Origin of the sequence: uncultured Stenotrophomonas sp. (assembly GCF_945952405.1) — a bacterium.
Taxonomy (GTDB): Bacteria; Pseudomonadota; Gammaproteobacteria; order Xanthomonadales; family Xanthomonadaceae; genus Stenotrophomonas.
Map to the genome: position 1 here is coordinate 405,547 of NZ_CAMFIA010000001.1, position 21,970 is coordinate 427,516.

Sequence of the window (21,970 nt, forward strand, 5' to 3'; positions counted from 1 at the left end):
CCAAAGGAGGTTGTCACCGCATCACATTCGGGGGGATCCGGGATGGGTAGGAGTGGCACGGACCAGCAGAGCCGGCGGATACCAATGACCCGCGGCCTGGGACTGCGATTTGCGTTGCTGACGGGCATGGCGATCGGATTGGTCGCGCTGTCCGCCTTGATCCAGGAACTGCAGGCGGCCTCCACCGCCTGGATTGCCGGTCAGGGTTACTGGTCGCGTGGCCAACAGGATGCCACCGCCGCGCTCAGTCGTTATCTGGCGCGCGGTGAAGCCCAGGACCTGGACGACGCGCGCCAGGCCCTGCAGGTGCCGCTGGGCGATCTGCAGGCCAGGCTGGCACTGGAACAGGCCGAGCCGGATGAAAGCAAAGCCCGGCAGGGATTCCTGCAGGGTGGCAACGCGCGCGCCGATATTCCACGTCTGGTGTTCTCCTTCCGCTATGCGCGTGACATCGGCGCCTTCCGCGAAGCGACCGCGTTGTGGCGGCAGACCGATGGCGACCTGATGGCGGTGCAGCGCCTGGTCGACGAGCTGCAGCTGCGGCACGACCAGGGCGCCCTGCCGCCTCCCGTCCGTGATCGCTACCTGCAGCAGCTGCGTGACCTCGATCGTCGCCTGCAGGTGCAGGCGCAGGCGTTCTCGCAGGCGCTGCTGCGGATGGCGACGCTGGTGCGGGTCGCGACGCTGATGGTCGGAGGGCTGTCGGTGCTGGCGATCAGCCTGATGGCGGTGCTGCTGGCGCGCCGCGTCGGCAAGGACCTGACCGAACACGAGAGCCGTTTCCGCGCGGCGTTCTACCAGGCCAACGTCGGCATGCTCAAGCTCGACACCGAGGGCAAGGTGATCGAAGCCAACCAGGCAATGGCCGACATCCTCGATTACCGGCGTGACGTGCTGCTGCAGATGTCATTGCACGATCTGCTGATGGAAGGCGAGCTGGTCATCGATGGGGTCGGCCGGATCGACTGGGACCGGCAGCTGCGGCCGAGCGAGCTGCGCTTCTGCCGGCGCGACGGCAGCCTGGTCTGGGGACGCTGGAGCGGGACCGCCGTGCACAGTTCGGACGGTGGACTGTCGGTGTTCGCGATCATCGAGGACGTCAGCCAGAACCACGCGCTGGCACGCGAGATCGAACACCACGCCAGCCACGATCCGCTGACCGGACTGATCAACCGCCGCGAGATCGAGCGGCTGCTGGAACGCGCGCTGCTGCAGGTGCGCAGCGAGGGCGGAACGCATTCACTGTGCTATATCAACCTGGATCATTTCAAGCTGGTCAATGACAGCTTCGGCCACGCCGCCGGCGACCAGATGCTGCGCAGTTTCGCCGACTACCTGGTGGCGGCGGTGCGTGATGGCGACTGGGTCGGCCGGCTCGGTGCCGACGAGTTCGCGGTGTTCCTCGCCCATGCCGGCCAGGACGAGGCCAAGCACGTGCTGCAGCGGGTGATCCGCAATCTCGGCCAGGCCACCTTCCCGATCAGCGAAGGCAGCCCGCAGCTGAGCTGCAGCATCGGCGTGGTCGAAGTCAGTGCCGACGCGCCGGATGTGAACTGGCTGATGAGCGCGGCCGACAGCGCCTGCTATGCCGCCAAGCAGGCCGGCCGCAACCGCGTTCACTGCTTCAACGAAAACCGGATGGCGCTGGAGGAACGCCGGCAGGAGGCGGAACGCCTGCAGGGGGTCAGCCTGGCGATGGCCGAGAACCGCATGCTGCTGTACGCGCAGCGCATCGCCCGTGTCGGTGATCCGTCCTACCTGCACTATGAAGTGCTCGTTCGCATGCGCGGCACCGATGGCAGCCTGCATCTGCCCGGCCAGTTCATGCCGGCGGTGGAGCGCTACGGGATGGCGGTGGCGCTCGATCGCCACGTGCTTGGGCTGTTGTTCCGCCACCTGCAGGTCTGCCCGGCGCACGTGCGCCAGCTCGGCCTGTGCAACGTCAACGTGTCCGCGCAGTCGATCGCCGAACCGGGCTTCCTCGCCTTCGTCTGCGACCTGCTCGAGCGCAACCGCACCCTGGCCTCCAAGCTGTGCTTCGAGATCACCGAAACCGCGGCGATCAGCAACCTGACCCAGGCCCGCGCCTTCATCGACGCCGTGAAAGCGCGCGGCTGCCGGATGGCGCTGGACGATTTCGGCTCCGGCCTGTCTTCGTTCGGCTACCTGCGGCAGCTGCCGGCCGACATCCTGAAGATCGACGGTGCCTTCGTGCGCGACATGGACACCGACCCGGTCAGCCACGCCACCGTGCGTGCGATCAGCGAACTGGGGCGCGAGTTGCAGATGGAAGTGGTGGCCGAATGGGTGGAGACCGCCGAGGTGGCCGGCGCGCTGACTCGACTCGGCGTCCAGGGCCTGCAGGGCTTCGCGATCGAGCGGCCGCAGCCGCTGGAGCGGATGACCCTGACCGACCTGAGGCCGTTCCGGCTGGTGGCGGTGAAGGGGCCCCCCGGCGCTGGCTGAACGGAAGGCGGCGACTTTGGTCTACACATGCGGGCCGCGCACGACTGCGATAATGCGCGCCAGGGGCGACGCGCAGTGGGCGCGGACGTAAGCAGGAACAGGACGTGGCGTGGGCGGCAGGCAGTGGCGGTATGGAACAGGAGCGGTGCTGGCCGTCCTGCTGGTGTGGTTGGCGATGCCGTGGCCGCTTCAGGCCGCTACGGCCGTGTCGGGCCGCGATTACCTGCTGGTGGGCGGCGCCACCGATGCGCCGACCCCGCATCGTGCCTGCACGCCGCAGATGCTGTCCGGCGCCCGCCAGCAGGCGCAGGTAGCGGCGCCTCCGGCAGGCTGGTCGGGGCAACCGCAGGCGCTGGATGTATTCAATGTCTTTGCCGGCGAAGTCCGTGTCCAGCATGGCGACCGCGAGATCTGCGGCGACATGCACGATGCCCGCACCCGTGATTCGCGCTTCCGCGCAGGTATCGGCCTGGTGGCGGTGCCGCCGGCCGGCAGCCACGAACCGTTCCTGGTCTCGTGGCAGACCCCGCTGAAGGCACGCTGGGTACCGACCCTGCGGCTGGGTGCGCCCAGCCCGGTCCAGCAGAACGACACGGCCCGCCTGCTGGTGCGCGCCGCCTGCATCGCGGTGGCGCTCGCGCTGGCGCTGTCGGCCTTGATGGCGTTCCTGACCACGCGCGACCGCAGCTTCCTGGCCTACATCGCCGGAACCGCGGTACTGGTGCTGTGGCAGGCCATTCTCGGCGGCCTCAGTGGCTATCCGGAACCGTGGCTGCCGGTGGGCGAGCGCGGGGCCTGGTGGCTGCTGTCACTGACCGCAGCCACCCAGGCGCTGGTACTGCCAGCGTTGTGGCGGCTGAATGGCGGCGACCGTCTGCTGCCGCGTTCACGGCGGCTGCAGCAGGTCGTGCTGTGGGGCCTGCTGGCGCTGGCCGCGCTGGTGCCCTGGTTGCGCTGGGAGCAGCTGGCCTGGGTTGCACAGGGCCTGCAGGTGTCCTATCTGCTGGGCTGTGGGCTGGCGCTGCTGGCCGGCGTGTGGGCGCGCTGGCGAGGCGACCGCTGGGCGCAGGCCGGCCTGGCGGCGCTGGCACCGATGCTGGTGCTGATCGTTGCCGATGCCTGCAGCGCGGCGTGGTTGATGGAGTATCGGGTGGAGGCGCTGCAGCTGGCGGTGACCTGGCTGTTGATGATGGCCGCCTATGCCCTGAACCAGCGCCTGGGCCGCCTGCGCCAGCAGCGCGATGAACTGCGCCACCTGGCCGAGACCGATGGCCTGACCGGGCTGCCCAACCGGCGTGCCGGCCTGCAGCAGCTGGCACGCCATCTGGAACGGGTGGACCGCGAGCGCGGCCCGCTGGTGATCGGCTTCCTCGACATCGACCTGTTCAAGGACATCAACGACCGCCACGGCCATGCCGTGGGCGACCAGGTGCTGGTGGCGGTGGCGCGGGCCCTGCGTACGGCGGTGCGCAGCCAGGATCAGGTCGTGCGGATGGGCGGTGAAGAGTTCCTGCTGCTGATGCCGGGCATGCCGCGCGAGGCGGCATCGGCGCGGCTGGATCGCCTGCGCCAGCGCATCACCGAGGCCTGCCGGGTGCTGCAGGTGCCGGGCCTGGAGGTCACCGCCAGCATCGGCCTGGCGCAGTGGCGGCCGGGCGAGGACGACCTGGCCGGCCTGCTGCGGCGTGCCGACCACGCCATGTACGTGGCCAAGCGCGCGGGCCGCAACCGGGTGTTTGATGGCGAAGAGCTCGATCCGCCGGTCCCGGAATGAAGCGCTGCGGGCGGCGATGCCGGATAATAGGGCGATGACCACCCGACTCAACAAACATATCGCCGACACCGGCTTCTGCTCCCGCCGCGAGGCCGATCGCCTGATCGCCGCCCGCCGCGTCACCGTCAACGGCCATCCGGCCGGCACCGGCGCGGTGGTGGGTGAGGAAGACCAGGTGCTGGTCGACGGCCAGCCGCTGCGCGCCCGTGTCGCCCGCAAGCCCGGCACCCGCCGCCACGTCTACATCGCGCTGAACAAGCCGGTGGGCGTGACCTGCACCACCGAAACCTCGGTGAAGGGCAACATCGTCGACTTCGTTGGCCACCAGCAGCGCATCTTCCCGATCGGCCGCCTGGACAAGGAGTCGGAGGGGCTGATCCTGATGACCAGCAACGGCGACATCGTCAACCAGATCCTGCGCGCCGAGAACGGTCACCAGAAGGAGTACCTGGTGGCGGTGAACAAGCCGGTCACCGATGAGTTCCTGCGTGGCATGGCCCGCGGCGTGCGCATCCACGACCAGATGACTCTGCCGTGCAAGACCTCGCGCATCGCCAAGTTCGGTTTCCGCATCACCCTGGAGCAGGGCCTGAACCGGCAGATCCGGCTGATGGCCGCTGAATTCGGCTATCGGGTGACCCAGCTGCGCCGCGTGCGCATCGACAACATCAAGATCGGCGCGTTGAAGCCGGGCCAGTGGCGCAACCTGACCGGGCAGGAACTGCAGGGCCTGCTGCCGAAGCAGCTGGACTGGTAACGCGCGCGGATGCCGGCCAGCGGCCGGCACTACCTGGTATGCGGGATGAGCGCGGATGCCGGCCAGCGGCCGGCACTACCTGGTACGCGGGATGAGCACGGATGCCGGCCAGCGGCCGGCACTACCTGGTATGCGGGATGCGCGCGATGCCGGCCAGCGGCCGGCACTACCTGGTACGCGGGATGCGCGCGATGCCGGCCAGCGGCCGGCACTACCTGGTACGCGGGATGAGCACGGATGCCGGCCAGCGGCCGGCACTACCCGATACGCGGAATGGGCACGGATGCCGGCCAGCGGCCGGCACTACCGGTGCTCGGGATGCGCGCGATGCCGGCCAGTGGCCGGCATTACCGGCACACGGTTTGTGCATCCACATCGGCTAGACTTCGCGGTGACCTGCCGGAACGTGACGCTGCATGATCAAGCCCGACAAGCCTGCCAATGAAGCCCTTCGGCTTGAGGCGCTGTACCGCTACCGCATCCTGGATTCGGAACGTGAGAAATCCTTCGACGACCTGGTGGTGATCGCCAAGGCGGTCTGCGGCACGTCGATGGCGGCGGTGACCCTGATCGACGTGGAGCGCCAGTGGTTCAAGTCGATCCAGGGCATCGATGCGGCCGAGAACCTGCGCAGCGAATCGATGTGCGGCCACGCCATCCTGCAGCCGCAGGAAATCATGGTGGTCGAGGACGCGCTGCATGACATCCGCTTCCATGACAATCCGGTGGTGGCGGGCGACCCGCATATCCGCTTCTATGCCGGCGCGCCGCTGATCAGTTCCGATGGCCTGCCGCTGGGAACGTTGTGCGTGTTCGACGCGCATCCGCAGCACCTGGCCAGCGACAAGGCCGAGGCGCTGTCGGCGCTGTCTCGCCAGGTGATGCTGGTGATGGAGCTGCGCCGCTTCGCCCTCGATATCCAGAAGCACATGCTGGAACGCGACGATTACGAGCGCCTGCTGTCGGAGTACCAGGACCTGTTGCTGGCACAGAACGCCGACCTGACCGAACAGAGCCGTACCGATGCGCTGACCGGCCTGCCCAACCGCCGCGCGATGGCGGCGGCGTTGCAGGAAGCGGTAGCGGCCGACGGCCCGTCTGGCGGCGCCTGCGTGGCGCTGCTGGACATCGACCATTTCAAGCACATCAACGACTTCCAGGGCCATGCGACCGGCGACCGGGTACTGGCCGAGCTGGGTGTGCTGCTGCGCTCGCACTTCGCCGGCCGTGGCCTGGCCGCGCGCTACGGCGGCGAGGAATTCGTCGCGGTGCTGCCGGGAACCGACCTGCACACCGCCGAACTGCAATGCGAGTTCCTGCGCCTGGCGGTGGCCGCGCTGCCGCTCGGGTTCCCGGTCACGATCAGCATTGGCGTTGCCGGGCACCGTACCGGCGAGAGCGTGGATGACATGCTGGCCCGTGCCGACAAGGCGCTGTACCGGGCCAAGGCGAACGGCCGCAACCGGGTGGAACTGGCAGACTGACACGCCTGCCGCCCGCGCCCTGCGCGCGGGGCAGCGTGGTTGCAGCCTGCGTGGATGCGCATGCGGGGCTGCGTTCGCCGATCTGGATGCCGCCGCGTCGCAGCTCCTGCGATCCGCACCCGCCAGCATGGCGATCCTGTTACCGCGGACGCGACCATGCTGCAGACCCTGGCCATCGCCCACTACCGTTCGCTGCATGGGCTGGTGCTGCCGCTGCAGCCGTTGAACGTGGTCACCGGCGACAACGGCAGCGGCAAGTCCAGCCTGTACCGCGCGTTGCGGCTGCTGGCCGAGACCGCGCAGGGAGGCGTGGCGGCGGTGCTTGCGCGCGAAGGTGGCCTGGGTTCGGCGCTGTGGGCCGGGCCGGAGCAGATCGATCGCCGGGTGATGGCGGGTGAGATGCCCCTGCAAGGGGGGCCGCGGCAGCAATCGGTGGGCTTGAAGCTGGGGTTTGCCACCGATGAATTCGGGTATGCCATCGACCTTGGCTATCCGCCTCCCAGCCGCTCGGCGTTCGCACTGGACCCGCAGATCAAGGCCGAGGCGATCTGGGCGGGACCGTTCCTGCGCAGTGCCAACCTGCTGGTCGATCGGCGCGGTGCGCTGGTGCGGCAGCGCCACCGGCATGGCTGGGACCAGGTCGATGACCGGCTGTCGCTGTTCGACAGCCTGTTCACCCAGGTCGGCGATCCACAGCGCATGCCGGAGACCATCGCGCTGCGCGAGTACATCCGCCGCTGGCGCTTCTACGACCACTTCCGCAGTGATGCCGATGCTCCGGCGCGGCAGCCGACGATGGCCACGCGCACGCCGGTGCTGCATCACGACGGGCGCGACCTGGCGGCAGCCTGGGTGACCATCGTCGAGATCGGTGACCCGGTGGCGCTGGCGCGCAGCGTGGACGATGCCTTTCCCGGGGCCACGGTGGACTTCGAGGAACGCGACGGGCGCCTGGGCCTGCGCTTCCGGCAGCCCGGCCTGCTGCGGCCGTTGTCGATGGCCGAGTTGTCCGATGGCACCCTGCGTTTCCTGCTGCTGGCCGCTGCGCTGCACACGCCGCGGCCGCCGCCGCTGCTGGTACTCAACGAGCCGGAAACCAGCCTGCATCCCGATCAGCTGCCGGCGCTGGCACGGCTGATCATCGCTGCGTCTGCACGCAGCCAGGTGTGGGTGGTCTCGCATGCCAGCCGCCTGATCGCAGCGCTGGAACAGGCGCCGGGGTGCCATTCGCTGCACCTGTACAAGGAACAGGGCCGCACCCTGCTCAGCGGGCAGGGCCTGCTGGATGCACCCGCCTGGCACTGGCCACAGCGCTGATACGCAGCTGGCCCGGCAGCGATACGCTCAATCGGCGATGTTGCGGGCCTCGGCGGTACCCAGAATCTCGGGGTGCTGTACCGGCCTGCGCCGGTTCAGCAGCGGGTGCAGGAACACCGCGCCGACGATGATCGCCACGCCCAGGTAGAACCATGCAGTGACCTCGTGCTGCTCGCGCAGCAGCACCACCGCCAGCAGCACGGCGTAGACCGGCTCCAGGTTGGTCACCAGCTGCACGGTGTAGGCGCTGAGGTGGCGCAGCGCGACCAGCGCCAGGGCGAACGGCAGCAGTGTGCAGAAGCCGGCCAGCACCAGCAGCAGGATGCCGTCGTGCAGGTCCGGCACGATCCACAACGGGCTGGCCAGCGCCGGCAGCAGGTAGGGCAGCAGCGGCGCGAGCAGGGTCAGCGTGAGGGTGCCGGCGCCCAGTTCCAGCGCCGTGACCGTGAGCGGGTCGGCATGGCTGACCATGCGCTTGTTGAGCGATCCGAACACCGCCACCAGCAACGCCGAGATCGCGCCGATCAGCACGCCCAGGCGCATGCCGTCGGGTACGCCACCGACCACCAGCGCCACGCCCGGCAGCACGGCCAGCCCGAAAGCCAGTTCCCGCAGCTGGAACGGTCGCTTGGCCACCCACGGTTCGATGATCGAAGTGAATACCGGGGCCAGCGCGATGCAGGTCGCCGCCACCGAGGCATTGGCCAGCTTCACCGCGCCATAGAAGGTCAGCCAGTGCAGGGCGACCAGCGCGCCGATGCCGGCGTAGCCGGCCACCAGCCGCAGGGGCAGGGTGCGCAACCCGCGCCAGACCCGCGGCAGCAGGGCCAGCATGGCCGTCACCAGCAGCATCCGCCACCACACCAGCGGCAGCGCGGGCAGGGTGATCAGCTTGCCGAGGATGGCGGTGACGCCCCATAGCAGGACACAGAAGTGGATCTGCCAGAGTGCTTTGCGGGTATCGGGTGTGCTCATCCGCCTATTGTGGGGCAAGGCGATGGCCGCGGCGCTACCGGGATGCGTGATCGTCGCCGTCATCGACCCGGCGCTGCAGGGCCATGGCGGCCGCCGGGTTGCGCGCCTTGCCTGCGCCGATGCACAGCAGGTAGACCTCGCGGGGCATCGGCTCGGCAGGGGCGGCCAGGCACGGCAGGTCGTGCACCGGCTCGCCGCGTGCCCAGTGCTGCGCGCGCGCGGCCCAGCGCTGCAGCAGCGGTGCCGGCAGGCCCTGCTGCAGGCGGGCCTGGCTGCGCTTGATCCGTGCGTAGACGAAACCGGCACTGACGTCGCCGTGCAGCAGCGCCTCGTCACTGTCTTCGATCACCAGCGCCACGTTGTGGCGGCGTGCGGCAGCGACCAGCGTCGGCCCATGCGCGTCGTCATTGCGAACCTCCAGCGCGTGCTGCAGCGGCATGCCGTCCAGCTGCGCCGGCAGTTGCGCCATCAGCATCGCGAGTGCGTCGGCATCGGCGGGATGGCGTGGATCGAACTGCCACAGCAGCGGGCCGAGCCGGTCGCCGAGTGCCAGCGCAGCCTGCAGGAAGGGCGTGGCCGCCTCCACCATGCCGGACAGGTCGCGGCGCTGGACCAGATGGCGCGGTGCCTTCATCGCAAAACGGAAGCCGTCCGGCGTCTGCGCGGCCCATTGCGCGCACTGCGCCGCGCCAGGGGTGCGATAGAAGGTGCCGTTGATCTCGATGCAGCGCAGCGCACGGCTGGCATGCGCCAGTTCCTCGCGCTGCGGCAGGCCCACGGGATAGAACATGCCGCCGCGCCATTCGGGAAATACCCAGCCACCGATACCGCAGCGGATCGCCGCCGCCTGGCGCGGCGCGGCCTTCACTGGCCGTGGTCCACGCGCCAGGGGTCGTAGCTGCCGAACCACCACAGGTAGCCTTCCGGATCGGCACAGGCATAGCCCCGGCCACCGTAATCCTGGTCGGCGATGTCGATGACGATGCGGGCCCCGGCGGCCTTGGCCCGCGCGTAATGCGCATCGGCGTCGGTGACGATCACGCAGGCGCTCTGGGTCTGGCGCCCGCCGACCTCGTCAGGCAGGGCTGCATGCTGGTTCCACTCGCTCTGCTTGTCGGCCGAACCGAGCATGATCATGCCCTGGCCGAAGGTCAGCTGTGCATGGAATACCGTATCGCCTTCGGCGTACACGGCCTGCGCGTGAAAGCCGAACGCGCGCTGCAGCCAGTCGATGGCGGCCTGCGCATCGCGGTAGCGCAGGCACGGAATGATGGTGGAGCCGTTGCTTGGATGGCCGTTCCCGCCCATGACACCCCTCCTATGGCACAGGGCAGCCTGCGCCGGCGACCGTTACCATCCTGCGAAACCCCGGTGACGGCCTGCACACGGCCGCCACCCCTGTTCGGAGATCGTGCTGGATGAAAACCTGGATTGGAGGAGCCGTGCTGCTGGCATGCACGACCATGGCGAGCGCGGCGACCCCGGCGCAGCTGCAGGACCTGGATGCGACCGTCGAGCGCGTGCGTATGCAGTTCGACGTGCCTGGCATCGCGGTAGCCGTGGTCAAGGATGGCCAGGTGGTGCTGGAACGCGGCTGGGGCGTGCGCGAACAGGGCAAGCCGGAGCCGGTGCAGGCCGACACGCTGTTCGCGATCGCCTCCAACACCAAGGCGTTCACCGCCACCTCGCTGAACCTGCTGGCCGAAGACGGCAAGCTGAAGATGGACGACAAGGTGATCGATCACCTGCCGTCGTTCCGCATGTCCGATCCGTTCGTGACCGGGCAGATGACGATCCGTGACCTGCTGTCGCACCGCAGTGGCCTGAGCCTGGGTGCGGGCGACCTGCTGTTCTGGCCGACCACGTCCTACAGCAACGCCGAGGTGGTGGAGCGGCTGGGCCGGGTACCGCTGAAGGGCGGATTCCGCGAGGGCTATGCCTACGACAACATCCTGTACGCGGTCGCCCAGCAGGTGATCGAGCACGTCTCCGGCATGAGCTACCAGCAGTTCCTGCAGACCCGCATCTTCGACAAGGTGGGCATGGCCGGAACCCGCTACAACGCCGACCACCTCAAGCCGGGTGACAAGGCGGCGGTCGGCCACGCCAAGTACGATTTCAAGGACCTGCGCACCGTTGCGCCGCTGACCTGGTCGAACAATGCCGGTGCCGGTGGCATTTATTCCAGCGCACACGACATGGCGCGCTGGATGCAGGTGCAGCTGGCCGAGGGCACGCTGGCCGACGGCACCGCGCTGTTCAGCGGCAAGAGCCAGCAGCAGATGTGGCGGATGATCACGCCGCAGTCGATCGCGGCACCGAGCGTGCCTGAGCTGGCACCGGCACGGGCCAACTTCGCCGGCTATGGCGAAGGCTGGAGCCTGAGCGACTACCGTGGGCAGAAGCTGGTATGGCATACCGGTGGCTGGCCGGGCATGGTCTCGCGGCTGACCCTGGTGCCGGGCGAGAAGCTGGGCGTGGTGGTGCTGACCAACCAGGAAGTGGGCGCCGCGTTCAATGCGATCACCCTGAGCGTGCTTGATGCCTACCTGGGCGGTGAGAAACACGATTGGGTGGATGCCTATGCCAAGGCCGTGGCCAAGGGCCAGGACAAGGCCGACGAGGCCTGGGCCAAGCACCAGGGCGCCCGTGACAAGGGCAGCCGGCCGTCGCTGCCACTGGCCGGCTACACCGGCAGTTTCCGCGACCGCTGGTATGGCGACATGCAGGTCAGCAGCGAAGGCAAGGGCCTGCGCCTGCGCTTCATGAAGACCGCGCAGCTGAGCGGGCGGCTTGAGCATTGGCAGCACGACACCTTCATCGTGCGCTGGGATGATCGTTCGCTCAACGCCGATGCGTTCGTGAATTTCAGCCTGGATCCGGATGGCAAGGTGCGCGAAGTCCGCATGCAGTCGATCTCCGACCTGACCGATTTCAGTTTCGATTTCCAGGACCTGTTGTTCACCCCGGTGAAATGACGGTCGTGCCGGCCGCTGGCCGGCAACCCTGCGACGTTTGGCCGGCAACCGCCGGGTGGCGGTCGTCGGCTGGCGTACACATCCGGCGTGGGATACTCCGCCGGTTGCAAGTGGCGAGGGAATGCGATGTTCCGTTGGTTTGAATCCCTGATTCCGGTGTTCCCGCCTGTGGATGGGCGGATGCCACCGCGCAAGGTGCTGCCGTTCTACCTGCATTACCTGCGCCCGGTGTGGCCGGTGCTGCTGGCGACCCTGATCGCCGGCCTGCTGCTGGCCCTGGTGGAAGTGGCGATGTTCGATTACCTGGGCCGCATCGTCGACATGGTCGCCGAGCAGCCCGGTGCCGGTTTCTTCAGCCGCCATGCCAATGAACTGGGCTGGATGCTGTTCATCACGGTCATTGCCCGGCCGATCCTGGTCGGCCTGCACAACCTGCTGGTCAACCAGGCCATCGTGCCGGGGCTGAGCAACCGCTCGCGCTGGCTGATGCACAACTACGTGGTGCGGCAGAGCCTGAGCTTCTTCCAGAACGACTTCGCCGGCAGCGTCGCCAACCGGGTGATGCAGACCGGCACTTCGCTGCGCGAATCGGCCGTGCAGATGGTCGATTCACTCTGGTACATCGTGGTCTACACCGGCACCGCGCTGTACCTGTTCGCGCAGGCGGACTGGCGGCTGATGGTGCCGCTGATCCTGTGGCTGCTGGCCTATGCGGTGATCCTGGCCTACTTCGTGCCACGCGCGAAGGAGCGTGCCTGGATCGCCTCGGAAGCGCGCTCCAAGGCGATGGGCCGCATCGTCGATGGCTATACCAACATCCCCACGCTGAAGCTGTTCGCGCACGGTGGACGCGAGCAGGCGTACGTGGCCGAGTCGATCCAGGAACTGGCGGTCAAGCATCGCGCGCAGACCCGGGTGACCACCGGCATGGACCTGACCATCGCCATCGTCAACGGCTTCCTGATTGCCGGTACCTGTGGCCTGGCGCTGTGGTTGTGGAATGGCGGCCACATCACCGTGGGTGCGATCACGCTGGCCACCGGCCTGGTGATCCGCATCCACAACATGTCCGGCTGGATCATGTGGACCATCAACGGCATCTTCGAGGACATCGGCACGGTGCAGGATGGCATCACCACCATCGCCCAGCCGTTGACCGTGCAGGACCGGGAGGATGCGGTGCCGCTGCGGGTGAGCAGGGGCGGCGTGCACTTCCAGGACATCCATTTCCACTATGGCAAGAAGGGTGGGGTGATCGCCGGCCTGGACCTGGTGGTGAAGCCGGGCGAGAAGATCGGCCTGGTCGGTCCTTCCGGGGCCGGCAAGTCGACCCTGGTCAATGTGCTGCTGCGCCTGTACGACCTGGAGAGCGGCCGCATCCTGATCGACGATCAGGACATTGCCCATGTCACCCAGGAAAGCCTGCGCCAGCAGATCGGCGTGGTCACCCAGGACACCTCGCTGCTGCATCGCTCGATCCGCGACAACCTGCTGTACGGCCGGCCCGATGCCAGCGACGAGCAGTTGCGTGCGGCGGTGGCCAAGGCGCGTGCGGAGGCCTTCATCGACACGCTGGTGGACGGGCAGGGCCGTCGTGGCTACGACGCGCATGTCGGCGAGCGCGGCGTGAAGCTGTCCGGTGGCCAGCGCCAGCGCATCGCGATTGCCCGCGTGCTGCTGAAGGATGCGCCGATCCTGGTGCTGGACGAGGCCACCTCCGCGCTGGACTCGGAAGTGGAAGCGGCGATCCAGGACAGCCTGGATGAACTGATGGGGGGCAAGACGGTGATCGCGATCGCGCACCGGCTGTCGACCATCGCGCGCATGGACCGGCTGGTGGTGATGGACCAGGGGCGCATCGTCGAAACCGGCACCCATGCCGAGCTGATCGCCGCCGGTGGGCTGTATGCGCGGCTGTGGGCACGGCAGACCGGCGGCTTCGTGGCTGCCGACCAGTGAACCCCCCGGGGTCGGATCCCTTTCCGCAGGAAAGGGCGCCGATCCCGATCCTTGGACAGTCCATGCTCATTCCTGCTTTGCGCGCGCTGGCCCTGGCGCTGGTCTTCATCGCTCCCCTGCAGGCTGCCCGTGCGGCCACTTCAACCGATGCGGACGAACAGCTACGGCAGGTGGTCCTGCTCAGTCGCCACAACCTGCGCGCGCCGGTGGTGGCCTCCGGTGCGCTGGCCAGCGCTACCCCGGAACGCTGGCCAGCCTGGGACGTGGGCGCCGGCGAGCTGACCACCAAGGGCGGCGTGCTCGAGGTCTACATGGGCCGCTACATCGGCCAGTGGTTGCGCCAGCAACAGGTGCTGCCGGTGTCGGGCTGCCCGCAGCCGGATGACTTCCATGCCCATGCCAACAGCCTGCAGCGTACCCAGGCCACCGCACAGTTCTTCGTTGCCGGTGCATTCCCGGGCTGCCACGTCACGGTCGAGCAGCGCATGCCGCTGGGCAGCATGGATCCACTGTTCAATCCGGTGATCCACAACAGCAACGCGGCCTTCCGCGCACGTGCGGTGTTGGCGATGCAACGGGCGCACGCCGCATCCGACCTGGCCCCGGCACTGTCGGTGCTGGAGCAGATCACCCGCTATCCGCAGTCGGCGGCATGCGCGGGAAACCGCGACTGCCACCTGGCGGCGTCGCCGACCACCTTCAGCGCGGAGCCGGGCAAGGAGCCGCGGGCTTCCGGATCGCTGGCGCTGTCCAGCGGGCTGGTCGATGCCCTGCTGATGGAGCACTACCAGGGCAGCGGACTGCCCCGCGAAGGCTGGGGGCGGCTGAACAGTGAAGCCCAGTGGCTGGCGCTGGCGCAGCTGCGCAACCGCTACCAGGACATCCTGTTCGGAACACCGGAGGTGGCCCGGGATGTCGCGGGACCGCTGCTGGCCAGGGTGGCGGCGTTGTTCGAGGACCGGGCGTCAGCGCGAGTGACCCTGCTGGTCGGCCACGATTCCAACATCGGTTCGGTGCTGGCCGCGCTGGCCATCAACGACTACACCCTGCCGGGCCAGCTTGAAAAGACACCGATCGGCGGCCTGCTGCAGTTCGAGCGCTGGCACGACCGCCGCAGTGGCCAGGAGCGGATCCGACTGGCCTACGTCTACCCGACCCTGGCACAGCTGCGCGATGCGCTGCCGTTGACCGACACCCAGCCGCCGGGACGGGTCGCGTTGCCACTGCCGGGGTGCGCGCAGCAGGGCTGCAGCCCTGCGCAGTTCCAGCAGCTGCTGCAGCGCGCCCGGCACTGAGGCCGGCGCTCAGCGCAGCGGCGTGCGCACGATGCCCTGCGTGGCCATCAGGGTCAGGTCGCCGCCCAGCCGCGGTGAATGGAACGGGCCGCGCGCGTGCGCGGCGTCGAACAGGCCGCCATCCGGAAAGCGCAGGCGGTAGAACTCCACCCAGCCACTGGCCTGCAGTGGCAGCTGCGCCACCCCGGTCTGCGCGCTGAACCACGCGGGATCCTTGCTGCCTTCGATGACCCGGCGCGCGAGGCGATCGATCGCGTGGCCGCGGCTGGCATACCAGTCCTGCCCGCGCAGCCGCGCCAGTTCGGCCATCATCACCAGCGGCGCCAGTGCATAGTCGTGGTAGTGCAGGGCCCGTTGCCCACGTGCCATTTCCAGGGGCAGGCTGCCATCGTCCTGGATGTCATCGATGCCCTTCTGGAAGGCGGCATGGCCGGCCTGCCACAGCGCATCGTCATCGGTGGCCAGGCCAGTGGCCAGTATGCCCAGCCCTCCCCAGTAGTAGTGGTTGTTGCGGCGACGTTTCGGGTTGTCCCAGTACGCCAGGTTGGCGCGCGCCAGTTTCTGCAGCCACGGGGCGATGCGCGTGCGCTGCTGCGCATCGGCCTGGTCACGTACCTTCAGGTAGGCCAGGGCCACCGCATCGAGCATCCATTGCCGCATGTAGAACGACTGGTCGTTGTTGACCCGGATCATCTGGCCCAGCATCGCCCCGTCGTCGGCCCACGCCGCCAGCCAGGCCAAGGTGCATTGCGCGTCCGCTGCATCGCCGTTGCGCAGGTAGTCATCACTCATGCGCGCCACGTCGGCGGCATAGCGGTCCAGTGCTGCGGTGGCGTCATGGTTCTGCTGGTGCAGCGCCGGGTCGATCACCGAGCCGGCCTTGTCGATGTAGTAGCCCAGGGCGCGGATGTCGGGCTGTCCCGCCGGTGGTGCAGGGCAGCCGGCACTGGCGCAGGCGCTGGCCAGCAGCAGCGGCAGCAGGGTGAGGCGAAGCAGGGGCAGTGGCATGGACATCGACGGAAGCGGAAGGCTGCCGAACGATGCGCCCAGGCATGTTGCCGGTACGTGATGCGACGCAGGCACGGAAAACAGAACGGCCCGGGTCTGCCCGGGCCGTTCTGCGGCACTTCATGCCTGCCCGATCATTCGATCGGCTGGTCCAGCATCAGCTGGCGTGCGAAGCGCACCGGCGGCGCGCCGTAGGACAGCACCTGGTCGTGGTAGGCCTTCAGGTTGAACTTGTCGCCCAGCTTTTCCTGCACGGCCTTGCGGGTGTCGAAGTGCTCCTGCGCGCCGACGAAGTAGGTCGGCAGCTGCGCCGAGGTCAGCTGTGCGCGCACCCACTTGCCTGCGGCTTCGCTTTCCTGCTGGAAGGCGTCGTGGGTCATCAGGTGCATCGCCTTTTCGCGATCCCAGTTGTCCACGTGCACGCCCTGGTCGAGGATCGCGTTGGAGATGGTGCGCAGGTAGAACTTCAGCTGCACCAGATGGAACAGCGGGTCGTTGTTGAGGTAACCCTGCTCCTGCATCATGCGCTCGGTATAGACCGCCCAGCCTTCGGCGAACAGGCCCGAACGCAGCACCGCACGCAGGGTGGACGGGAACTTGGCCGAGTGCCAGCCTTCCAGGTAGTGGCCCGGCGTACCCTCGTGGATGCTCAGCAGGTGGATCATGCGCGAGTTGTATTCACGCAGGAACGAATCGACCTGCTTCTCGCTCCAGTCGTCCGGAATCGGCGACACGGCGTAGAAGGTCTTCAGGTTCTTGTCGAGCGGGCCCGGCGAATCGCAGTAGGCCACCGCCACGCCACGCTGGAACTCCGGCATCAGGATGATGTCCACCGGCGCGTCGGGCAGGGTCACCAGGTCGTGCTCGCGCACGAATGCGGTGGACTGCTCCAGCGCGGCCTTGGCATCGTCAACCACCTTGTCGCGCGCCGGCTTGTCGGCGTAGGCCAGTTCCAGCGCGGCCTCGATCGCCTTCTGCTGCTGCTCGTCGGTCGGCTGGGCCGGCATTTCCGGCGCGCCCGGCTTGTCCTTCAGCACGGTCTGCGCGATGCCGTACATGTCCTGGCGCACGCGCTTGAGTTCGGCACGCGCACGCTCGCCGATCTCCTGGCGCGACAGCGAGGAGCTGAGTGCGAACTTCAGCTTCTGGTCGTATTTTTCCGCGCCGATACGGAAGTCGCCCTTGGCGTTCGGCACCAGGGTCTTGTCCAGCCAGGTCTGCTGCTCGTCCACCGCCTTCTTCAGGCCGTCGATGGCAGCCTGCAGGCGCTGCTGGTCGGCCTGCGGCAGCTCACCGATGTGCGGGGTGATGAAGGTATCGACGATGCTGAGGATGCCCTTGTTCTGCTTGGCCACCGTCTCGGCATGGATCTTCGGCACGCGTGCCGGATCCAGGTTCTCGCGGGCCTGGGCGAAGATCGCCGGCAGCTTCTCCATGCGCGCGGTGGCCGACTTCAGGCGGTCCGGCAGCGGCGCGAACTCACGCGCCATCAGGCCGTAGATGGCACTGCCGGCGATGCCGTTGTACAGCTGCGGGTCCCACTTGCCGGACTGCAGCACTTCGGCATTCCAGATCTCCGATTGCAGCTGGTTGCGCAGGATCGCCGCATCCACCTGGTTCTCGCGGCCCAGCTTGGCCACCTCGATCTTGTCCAGCTCGCCCAGCAGCGCCTTGTAGGCGGCCACGGTCTTCTGCTGGCCGGCGGCGCTGAGGTCGTCGAGCTCGCTGTCGTAGCGGTGGTCGCCGATCTGGGTGGCGCTGACCGGCGACAGCTGCATCCAGGTATCCAGGGCGCGCTTGGACAGATCGGCAAAGGCGGCATCGACCGCCGCGTCACCGGCCTGCTGGCGGGTGGCCGGGGTGGAAGCGTTGGTCGGGGCGTCGGCCGGCTGGCAACCGGCCAGGGCGGCGACCAGGGCGAGGGCAAGAAGATGCGGGCGCATCGGCGTTCCTGTACAGGGTCAAACCCCGAGCATAGGGCCCTGTGGCTGCTTTGTCCCCGTGCCATAGGATTACCATGGGCGGCGACAAGGACCCTCCAGCGGAGCGCAGGACATGCAATACCAGGGAAGCTGCCATTGCGGCAGGATCGCATTCAGCGTAGAGGCCGAAGCACCGATCAGCGACGTCATCGACTGCAACTGCTCGATGTGCCGCCGTCGCGGCAGCCTGCTGTGGTTCGCCCCGCGCGAGGCGTTCCAGCTGGCCACCGATCCGGCGGACGTGGCCACCTACCACTTCAACAAGGGCCATATCGATCACCACCACTGCCGCGAATGCGGGGTGGCACCCTACAGCGAAGCGGTGGATCCGCGTACCGGCACGCCGATGGTGGCGGTGAACGTGCGCTGCGTACCGCAGGTGGACCTGGCCACGCTGGCGGTGATGTCCTATGACGGGGCGGCGCTGTGAGGCCGCTGCCCAGGTGGACCCGCGCGGCGGCGCTGCCGGTGTTGCTGCTGGCGCTGGCGGCCTGCGCCAGGCACGGTGACAGTGCGGCCGATGCGGGGGGCAGCGCCGAAGCGGCGGTGGCCTCGCCGGAGGGGGCGTTCCTGGCCTACGAGCACGACGTGCAGGTGCAGCTGGAAGCAGCGCAGATCGCACCTCGCATCCAGCAGGTTGCACAGGCCTGCCAGAGCGCGAAGTTCGGCGACTGTGCCGTGCTGCAGGTCGATCAGCGCAGCAGCGGCGATCAGCCCAGTGGCGAGGTCAAGGTACGCATCGCGCCGAAGGGCACCGAGCCATTGATCGCGATGGCCGGCGCAGGCGGCACGCTGCAGTCACGCAACACCCGCGCCGAGGACCTGGCGCAGCAGGTGGCCGACACCGCGCTGACCAGGGCACGGCTGGAGAAGGAGCATGCCCGGCTGCTGTCCTACCAGGACCGCAAGGACCTGAAGATCGAGGACCTGATGGCGATCACCACGCGCCTGTCGGAAATCGAGGCTGGCGTCGAGCAGGCCAGCAAGGAGGCCGCACAACAGCGCCGGCGCATCGACACCCAGTTGCTGACGATCCACTTCGACACCACCTCCGGGCAGCGCAGCCGCAGCGAGATCGGTGAGGCGCTGAGCGAGTCGGGCAGCATCCTCAGCACCAGCATCGCGTTCCTGATCCGTGCCGCCGCGGCGTTGCTGCCGGTGGGCGTGTTGGCCGTGATCGTGGCCTGGGGCGTGCGTGCGCTGTGGCGTCGTCGCCGTCGCAGGCTGCCGCCGAACCCCTGATGGCAAGGCCGGTGCCGGCCCGGGCCGGCATCAGCCCTCGTCGGTCTCGTACTCGACGAACACGTCCAGCTCCAGTGCCAGTTCCTGCACCGCATCGCGCACCTTCTGCGCGGTGCTTTCGTTGCCGACTTCCACTTCCAGTTCGTGAATGCCCGGGCCGATGTCATCGGACAGCCCGGCGGAGCTGGAGTCGTCGTCATCCATGTGCGGCATCAGGTCGTCGGTCTCCTCGACATGCTCGATGCCTTCCAGGCCGAGCAGCAGGTCACTGATGGCACGGGCGTCGTCTTCGGTTCCGGTGATGCGCAGTCGCAGCAGGCTCATGTCTGGGGCACGTGGAAGGGTTCGCCTGCAGCCTAGCCAGCGCGAAGCAAAGAACGGGTGAGGGTGCGGTCAGTCGCGCGTGGCCGGGCGTCCGAGCAGGCTCTCCGGCAGCGCGGGAATCGGCGTGCGCTCGTCCTGCGCCTGCTCCAGCAACCAGTCGATGAACAGGCGTGCAGCATGGCTGGGCGGCTGACCTTCGGCATGCACGACGTGATAGGCGTAGCGCGCCTTCAGCGCCGGGCCGGGCAGGCGGATCACCTCGTAGCGTTGCAGGTAGGGCTGCGCGATGTGGGTGCGTGCCAGGACCGCGCCCATGCCGTACACCGCCGCGCGCATCGCATCGGTGCTGTCGGCGAAAGTGTGCATCGGCGGCAGCGGCGACGGTGGCCGCACGCCGGCGTGGCGGAACCAGTCACGCCAGCCCTGCGGCGACAGATCGGTCAGCAACGGCAGCTCGGCGATGCGCGCCGGATCGACCAGCGATTCGACGCCGGCCAGTGCAGGCGACGCCACCGGGAACAGGAAGTCATCCATCAGGTGCTGCGCGCGCAGGCCCGGCCATTGGCCCAGGCCATAGCGGATGCCGACTTCCGGTCCGCTGTCGTCGTAGCGGTCCAGTCCGCTGCCGGTGTGCAGTTCGATGCGGATGTGCGGGTAGGCCTGGGTGAAGCGCGGCAGGCGTGGCAGCAGCCAGCAGTACGAGAGCGAGCGCAGCGTGGTGATGCGTAGCGGCACGCTGTCTGCATCCGGGTGCAGGTGGTGGGCCACGGCGGCGACATCGGTGAAGGCTGCGCTGGCCGCATCGGCCAGCTGCCGGCCCTCGGCGGTCAGGCGCACGCCGCGCGCATGGCGCAGGAACAGCCGGGTCTCCAGCACGTCCTCCAGGCGGCGCACGTGATGGCTGACCGCGCTGGCGGTCAGGTGCAGTTCCTGCGCGGCCTGGGCGAAGTTCTGGTGGCGCGCGGCCACCGCGAACACGGCCAGCGCAGGGAGCAGGGAGGGGCGTAGCTGCATGTCCAGCCTCAAACCATATTTGTGGCTGGCCGTGATACTACGCGCTTGTGCGGCGGGCGTCCTGGCCTGATCCTTTCTGCCTTGGCGAGGATTCGATGATGGACGGAGGCAGGGCATGAATGCGGTCCCACAGGTGGCCGAGCGCGACTGGCGCACGCCGCTGGAACTGACCCTGCTGGGCGCCATCTGGGGTTGCTCGTTCCTGTTCATGCGGGTGGCGGTGCCGTCGTTCGGCCCCTTCGCGCTGGTCGAGGTGCGGCTGCTGCTGGGCGCACTGGTGCTGCTGCCGTTCCTGTGGCGCGCGCGGGCGCAGTTCCCGCCGCGGCGCTGGCTCTGGCTGGCGCCGATCGGCCTGATCAACTCGGCGCTGCCGTTCGTGCTGTTCGCCTATGCGGCCGAGCAGGCGCCGGCCGCGATCGGTGCCATCTGCAATGCGATGACCGTGCTGTTCGCCGCGCTGATCGCCTTCCTGTTCTTCGGCGAGAAGATCGGCATGCGCCGTGCCGGTGCATTGCTGGTCGGCTTCGCCGGCGTGGTGGTGCTGGCCACGGCCAAGGTCTCGGGCCTGAGCATCGGCACCGCGGTGCTGGCCGGTGCGGCCGCTTCGCTGCTGTACGGGCTGGGCGTGAACCTGGTGAAGCGGCATATGACCGGCCTGCCATCGGCTGCCGCGGCTGCGGCGACGCTGTCCTGCGCTTCGCTGTGGATGCTGCCGATGGCGGTCAGCCACTGGCCGCAGGCGGCGATTCCGGCCAAGGCCTGGGGCGCGGCGATTGCCCTGGGTGTGGCCTGTACCGGCCTGGCGTTCCTGATGTTCTACCGCCTGATCGGGCGTATCGGCCCGTCGCGTGCATCCACGGTGACCTACCTGATCCCGTTGTTCGGTGCGGCCTTCGCGTGGTTGTTCCTGGGCGAACCGGTGACGCTGCAGATGCTGATTGCCGGCGCATTGATCCTGGGCAGCGTGGCGGTGAGCCAGAAGGGTTGAGCGCGCCGAAGCGCTGGTAGTGCCGGGCGCTGCCCGGCAGGTCTTTTCCACGCCTGCGGAGAGGTGTCGCTTTCTTTGCTTGTGCAAAGAAGGCAACCAGAGAAACGCGCCGCCAGGTCGCGAGCCGCCGTGCTTCGCATGTCGGTCCCCTGCGCTTCTCGGTGAATCAGGGGACGGTGCACAGAAGTCAGCCGACTAGCAGTCGGCTCTACAGGACATCGGCACCTCTTCGCCCCTGATTCCCCTGCGATGCTCGGCTCGCTCAAGGCGGACCCAGATCAAAGGCCACAGCTGCACCCAGTAGATCCACGCCATGCGTGGATGCCTTTGCGGTTGATCTTGACCTTCCAGTCCGCCTTGAGCGAGCCGAGGAGCACAGGGCACCGATGCGCAGCATCGGCTCGCGG

18 protein-coding genes are annotated in these 21,970 nt (G+C 68.3%); 11 read left to right on the top strand and 7 right to left on the bottom strand.

The genetic code is table 11. From position 1 onward, the window contains the following. Nucleotides 1–42 precede the first annotated feature (42 nt). The 5 genes from Q0P60_RS01915 to Q0P60_RS01935 all read left to right on the top strand — a co-directional run bounded on the left by Q0P60_RS01915 (nucleotide 43) and on the right by Q0P60_RS01935 (nucleotide 7,798). Nucleotides 43–2,466: an EAL domain-containing protein gene (locus tag Q0P60_RS01915; protein ID WP_294987665.1), complete on the top strand. Its 2,424-nt coding sequence runs from the start codon at nucleotides 43–45 to the stop codon at nucleotides 2,464–2,466. A gap of 109 nt (nucleotides 2,467–2,575) precedes the next feature. Next, on the top strand, nucleotides 2,576–4,240 hold the full coding sequence (locus Q0P60_RS01920; RefSeq protein ID WP_294987667.1) for a GGDEF domain-containing protein: 1,665 nt from the start codon (nucleotides 2,576–2,578) through the stop codon (nucleotides 4,238–4,240). 34 nt (nucleotides 4,241–4,274) lie between these two features. Beyond that, nucleotides 4,275–4,997, top strand: coding sequence for a pseudouridine synthase (locus tag Q0P60_RS01925; RefSeq protein ID WP_294987669.1), 723 nt, complete (start codon nucleotides 4,275–4,277; stop codon nucleotides 4,995–4,997). 416 nt (nucleotides 4,998–5,413) lie between these two features. After that, a complete protein-coding gene (locus Q0P60_RS01930; protein WP_294987671.1) occupies nucleotides 5,414–6,481 on the top strand; it encodes a sensor domain-containing diguanylate cyclase in 1,068 nt (355 codons plus the stop codon). Between the two features lie 156 nt (nucleotides 6,482–6,637). Further along, the gene (locus Q0P60_RS01935; RefSeq protein WP_294987673.1) at nucleotides 6,638–7,798 is read left to right on the top strand and encodes an AAA family ATPase; all 1,161 of its coding nucleotides are present in this window, start codon (nucleotides 6,638–6,640) and stop codon (nucleotides 7,796–7,798) included. Nucleotides 7,799–7,825: 27 nt separating this feature from the next. Here Q0P60_RS01935 and Q0P60_RS01940 read toward each other — a convergent pair whose 3' ends face one another. Genes Q0P60_RS01940 through Q0P60_RS01950 form a run of 3 tightly spaced genes read right to left on the bottom strand, consistent with a single transcriptional unit; the run spans nucleotide 7,826 to nucleotide 10,081 of the window. Next, entirely contained in the window at nucleotides 7,826–8,773 is a 948-nt protein-coding gene (locus Q0P60_RS01940; protein ID WP_294987675.1) for a DMT family transporter, read from the bottom strand. Nucleotides 8,774–8,807: 34 nt separating this feature from the next. Then, nucleotides 8,808–9,641: a DUF72 domain-containing protein gene (locus tag Q0P60_RS01945; RefSeq protein ID WP_294987677.1), complete on the bottom strand. Its 834-nt coding sequence runs from the start codon at nucleotides 9,639–9,641 to the stop codon at nucleotides 8,808–8,810. After that, the gene (locus Q0P60_RS01950) at nucleotides 9,638–10,081 is read right to left on the bottom strand and encodes a VOC family protein (RefSeq protein ID WP_294987679.1); all 444 of its coding nucleotides are present in this window, start codon (nucleotides 10,079–10,081) and stop codon (nucleotides 9,638–9,640) included. The genes Q0P60_RS01945 and Q0P60_RS01950 overlap by 4 nt, the downstream gene beginning before the upstream one ends. 110 nt (nucleotides 10,082–10,191) lie before the next feature. On the opposite strand from Q0P60_RS01950, the gene Q0P60_RS01955 reads away from it, so the two are divergent. The 3 genes from Q0P60_RS01955 (at nucleotide 10,192) to agp (ending at nucleotide 15,005) form a co-directional block, all read left to right on the top strand. Next, nucleotides 10,192–11,751 carry a serine hydrolase gene (locus Q0P60_RS01955; RefSeq protein WP_294987681.1) on the top strand — a complete coding sequence of 520 codons (1,560 nt, stop codon included), beginning with the start codon at nucleotides 10,192–10,194 and terminating at the stop codon, nucleotides 11,749–11,751. Between the two features lie 126 nt (nucleotides 11,752–11,877). Beyond that, nucleotides 11,878–13,710 carry a multidrug efflux ABC transporter SmrA gene (gene smrA, locus Q0P60_RS01960; RefSeq protein ID WP_294987683.1) on the top strand — a complete coding sequence of 611 codons (1,833 nt, stop codon included), beginning with the start codon at nucleotides 11,878–11,880 and terminating at the stop codon, nucleotides 13,708–13,710. Between the two features lie 62 nt (nucleotides 13,711–13,772). After that, nucleotides 13,773–15,005: a bifunctional glucose-1-phosphatase/inositol phosphatase gene (agp, locus tag Q0P60_RS01965; RefSeq protein ID WP_294987685.1), complete on the top strand. Its 1,233-nt coding sequence runs from the start codon at nucleotides 13,773–13,775 to the stop codon at nucleotides 15,003–15,005. Between the two features lie 9 nt (nucleotides 15,006–15,014). Here the strand turns inward: agp and Q0P60_RS01970 are convergent, their stop codons facing one another. Both Q0P60_RS01970 and Q0P60_RS01975 read right to left on the bottom strand, forming a co-directional pair. Further along, a complete protein-coding gene (locus Q0P60_RS01970) occupies nucleotides 15,015–16,019 on the bottom strand; it encodes a polysaccharide lyase (protein WP_345780301.1) in 1,005 nt (334 codons plus the stop codon). Between the two features lie 128 nt (nucleotides 16,020–16,147). Beyond that, entirely contained in the window at nucleotides 16,148–17,956 is a 1,809-nt protein-coding gene (locus Q0P60_RS01975) for a DUF885 domain-containing protein (RefSeq protein WP_294987689.1), read from the bottom strand. A 112-nt stretch (nucleotides 17,957–18,068) separates the two neighbouring features. Here Q0P60_RS01975 and Q0P60_RS01980 point away from each other — a divergent pair, with 112 nt between their 5' ends. Further along, a complete protein-coding gene (locus tag Q0P60_RS01980; protein ID WP_294987691.1) occupies nucleotides 18,069–18,425 on the top strand; it encodes a GFA family protein in 357 nt (118 codons plus the stop codon). Further along, nucleotides 18,422–19,237, top strand: a complete 816-nt coding sequence (locus tag Q0P60_RS01985; RefSeq protein ID WP_294987693.1) for a DUF4349 domain-containing protein — start codon at nucleotides 18,422–18,424, stop codon at nucleotides 19,235–19,237. Before Q0P60_RS01980 ends, Q0P60_RS01985 begins: the two co-directional genes overlap by 4 nt. A gap of 30 nt (nucleotides 19,238–19,267) precedes the next feature. Here the strand turns inward: Q0P60_RS01985 and Q0P60_RS01990 are convergent, their stop codons facing one another. Together Q0P60_RS01990 and Q0P60_RS01995 are read right to left on the bottom strand one after the other, a co-directional pair. Further along, complete coding sequence (locus Q0P60_RS01990) at nucleotides 19,268–19,561, bottom strand: hypothetical protein (RefSeq protein WP_107230313.1); 294 nt, start codon at nucleotides 19,559–19,561, stop codon at nucleotides 19,268–19,270. A gap of 69 nt (nucleotides 19,562–19,630) precedes the next feature. After that, a complete protein-coding gene (locus Q0P60_RS01995) occupies nucleotides 19,631–20,575 on the bottom strand; it encodes a LysR substrate-binding domain-containing protein (protein WP_294987696.1) in 945 nt (314 codons plus the stop codon). A 115-nt stretch (nucleotides 20,576–20,690) separates the two neighbouring features. Here Q0P60_RS01995 and Q0P60_RS02000 point away from each other — a divergent pair, with 115 nt between their 5' ends. Further along, nucleotides 20,691–21,563: a DMT family transporter gene (locus tag Q0P60_RS02000; protein WP_294987698.1), complete on the top strand. Its 873-nt coding sequence runs from the start codon at nucleotides 20,691–20,693 to the stop codon at nucleotides 21,561–21,563. Nucleotides 21,564–21,970: the final 407 nt, after the last annotated feature.

Excerpts from the sequence above, each read along its gene's own strand:
- Q0P60_RS01915 (WP_294987665.1), top strand. The coding sequence starts at position 43 with ATGGGTAGGAGTGGCACGGACCAGCAGAGCCGGCGGATACCAATGACC.
- Q0P60_RS01925 (WP_294987669.1), top strand. The coding sequence starts at position 4,275 with ATGACCACCCGACTCAACAAACATATCGCCGACACCGGCTTCTGCTCC.
- Q0P60_RS01930 (WP_294987671.1), top strand. The coding sequence starts at position 5,414 with ATGATCAAGCCCGACAAGCCTGCCAATGAAGCCCTTCGGCTTGAGGCG.
- Q0P60_RS01935 (WP_294987673.1), top strand. The coding sequence starts at position 6,638 with ATGCTGCAGACCCTGGCCATCGCCCACTACCGTTCGCTGCATGGGCTG.
- Q0P60_RS01940 (WP_294987675.1), bottom strand. The coding sequence starts at position 8,773 with ATGAGCACACCCGATACCCGCAAAGCACTCTGGCAGATCCACTTCTGT.
- Q0P60_RS01950 (WP_294987679.1), bottom strand. The coding sequence starts at position 10,081 with ATGGGCGGGAACGGCCATCCAAGCAACGGCTCCACCATCATTCCGTGC.
- Q0P60_RS01955 (WP_294987681.1), top strand. The coding sequence starts at position 10,192 with ATGAAAACCTGGATTGGAGGAGCCGTGCTGCTGGCATGCACGACCATG.
- smrA (WP_294987683.1), top strand. The coding sequence starts at position 11,878 with ATGTTCCGTTGGTTTGAATCCCTGATTCCGGTGTTCCCGCCTGTGGAT.
- agp (WP_294987685.1), top strand. The coding sequence starts at position 13,773 with ATGCTCATTCCTGCTTTGCGCGCGCTGGCCCTGGCGCTGGTCTTCATC.
- Q0P60_RS01970 (WP_345780301.1), bottom strand. The coding sequence starts at position 16,019 with ATGTCCATGCCACTGCCCCTGCTTCGCCTCACCCTGCTGCCGCTGCTG.
- Q0P60_RS01975 (WP_294987689.1), bottom strand. The coding sequence starts at position 17,956 with ATGCGCCCGCATCTTCTTGCCCTCGCCCTGGTCGCCGCCCTGGCCGGT.
- Q0P60_RS01980 (WP_294987691.1), top strand. The coding sequence starts at position 18,069 with ATGCAATACCAGGGAAGCTGCCATTGCGGCAGGATCGCATTCAGCGTA.
- Q0P60_RS01990 (WP_107230313.1), bottom strand. The coding sequence starts at position 19,561 with ATGAGCCTGCTGCGACTGCGCATCACCGGAACCGAAGACGACGCCCGT.
- Q0P60_RS01995 (WP_294987696.1), bottom strand. The coding sequence starts at position 20,575 with ATGCAGCTACGCCCCTCCCTGCTCCCTGCGCTGGCCGTGTTCGCGGTG.
- Q0P60_RS02000 (WP_294987698.1), top strand. The coding sequence starts at position 20,691 with ATGAATGCGGTCCCACAGGTGGCCGAGCGCGACTGGCGCACGCCGCTG.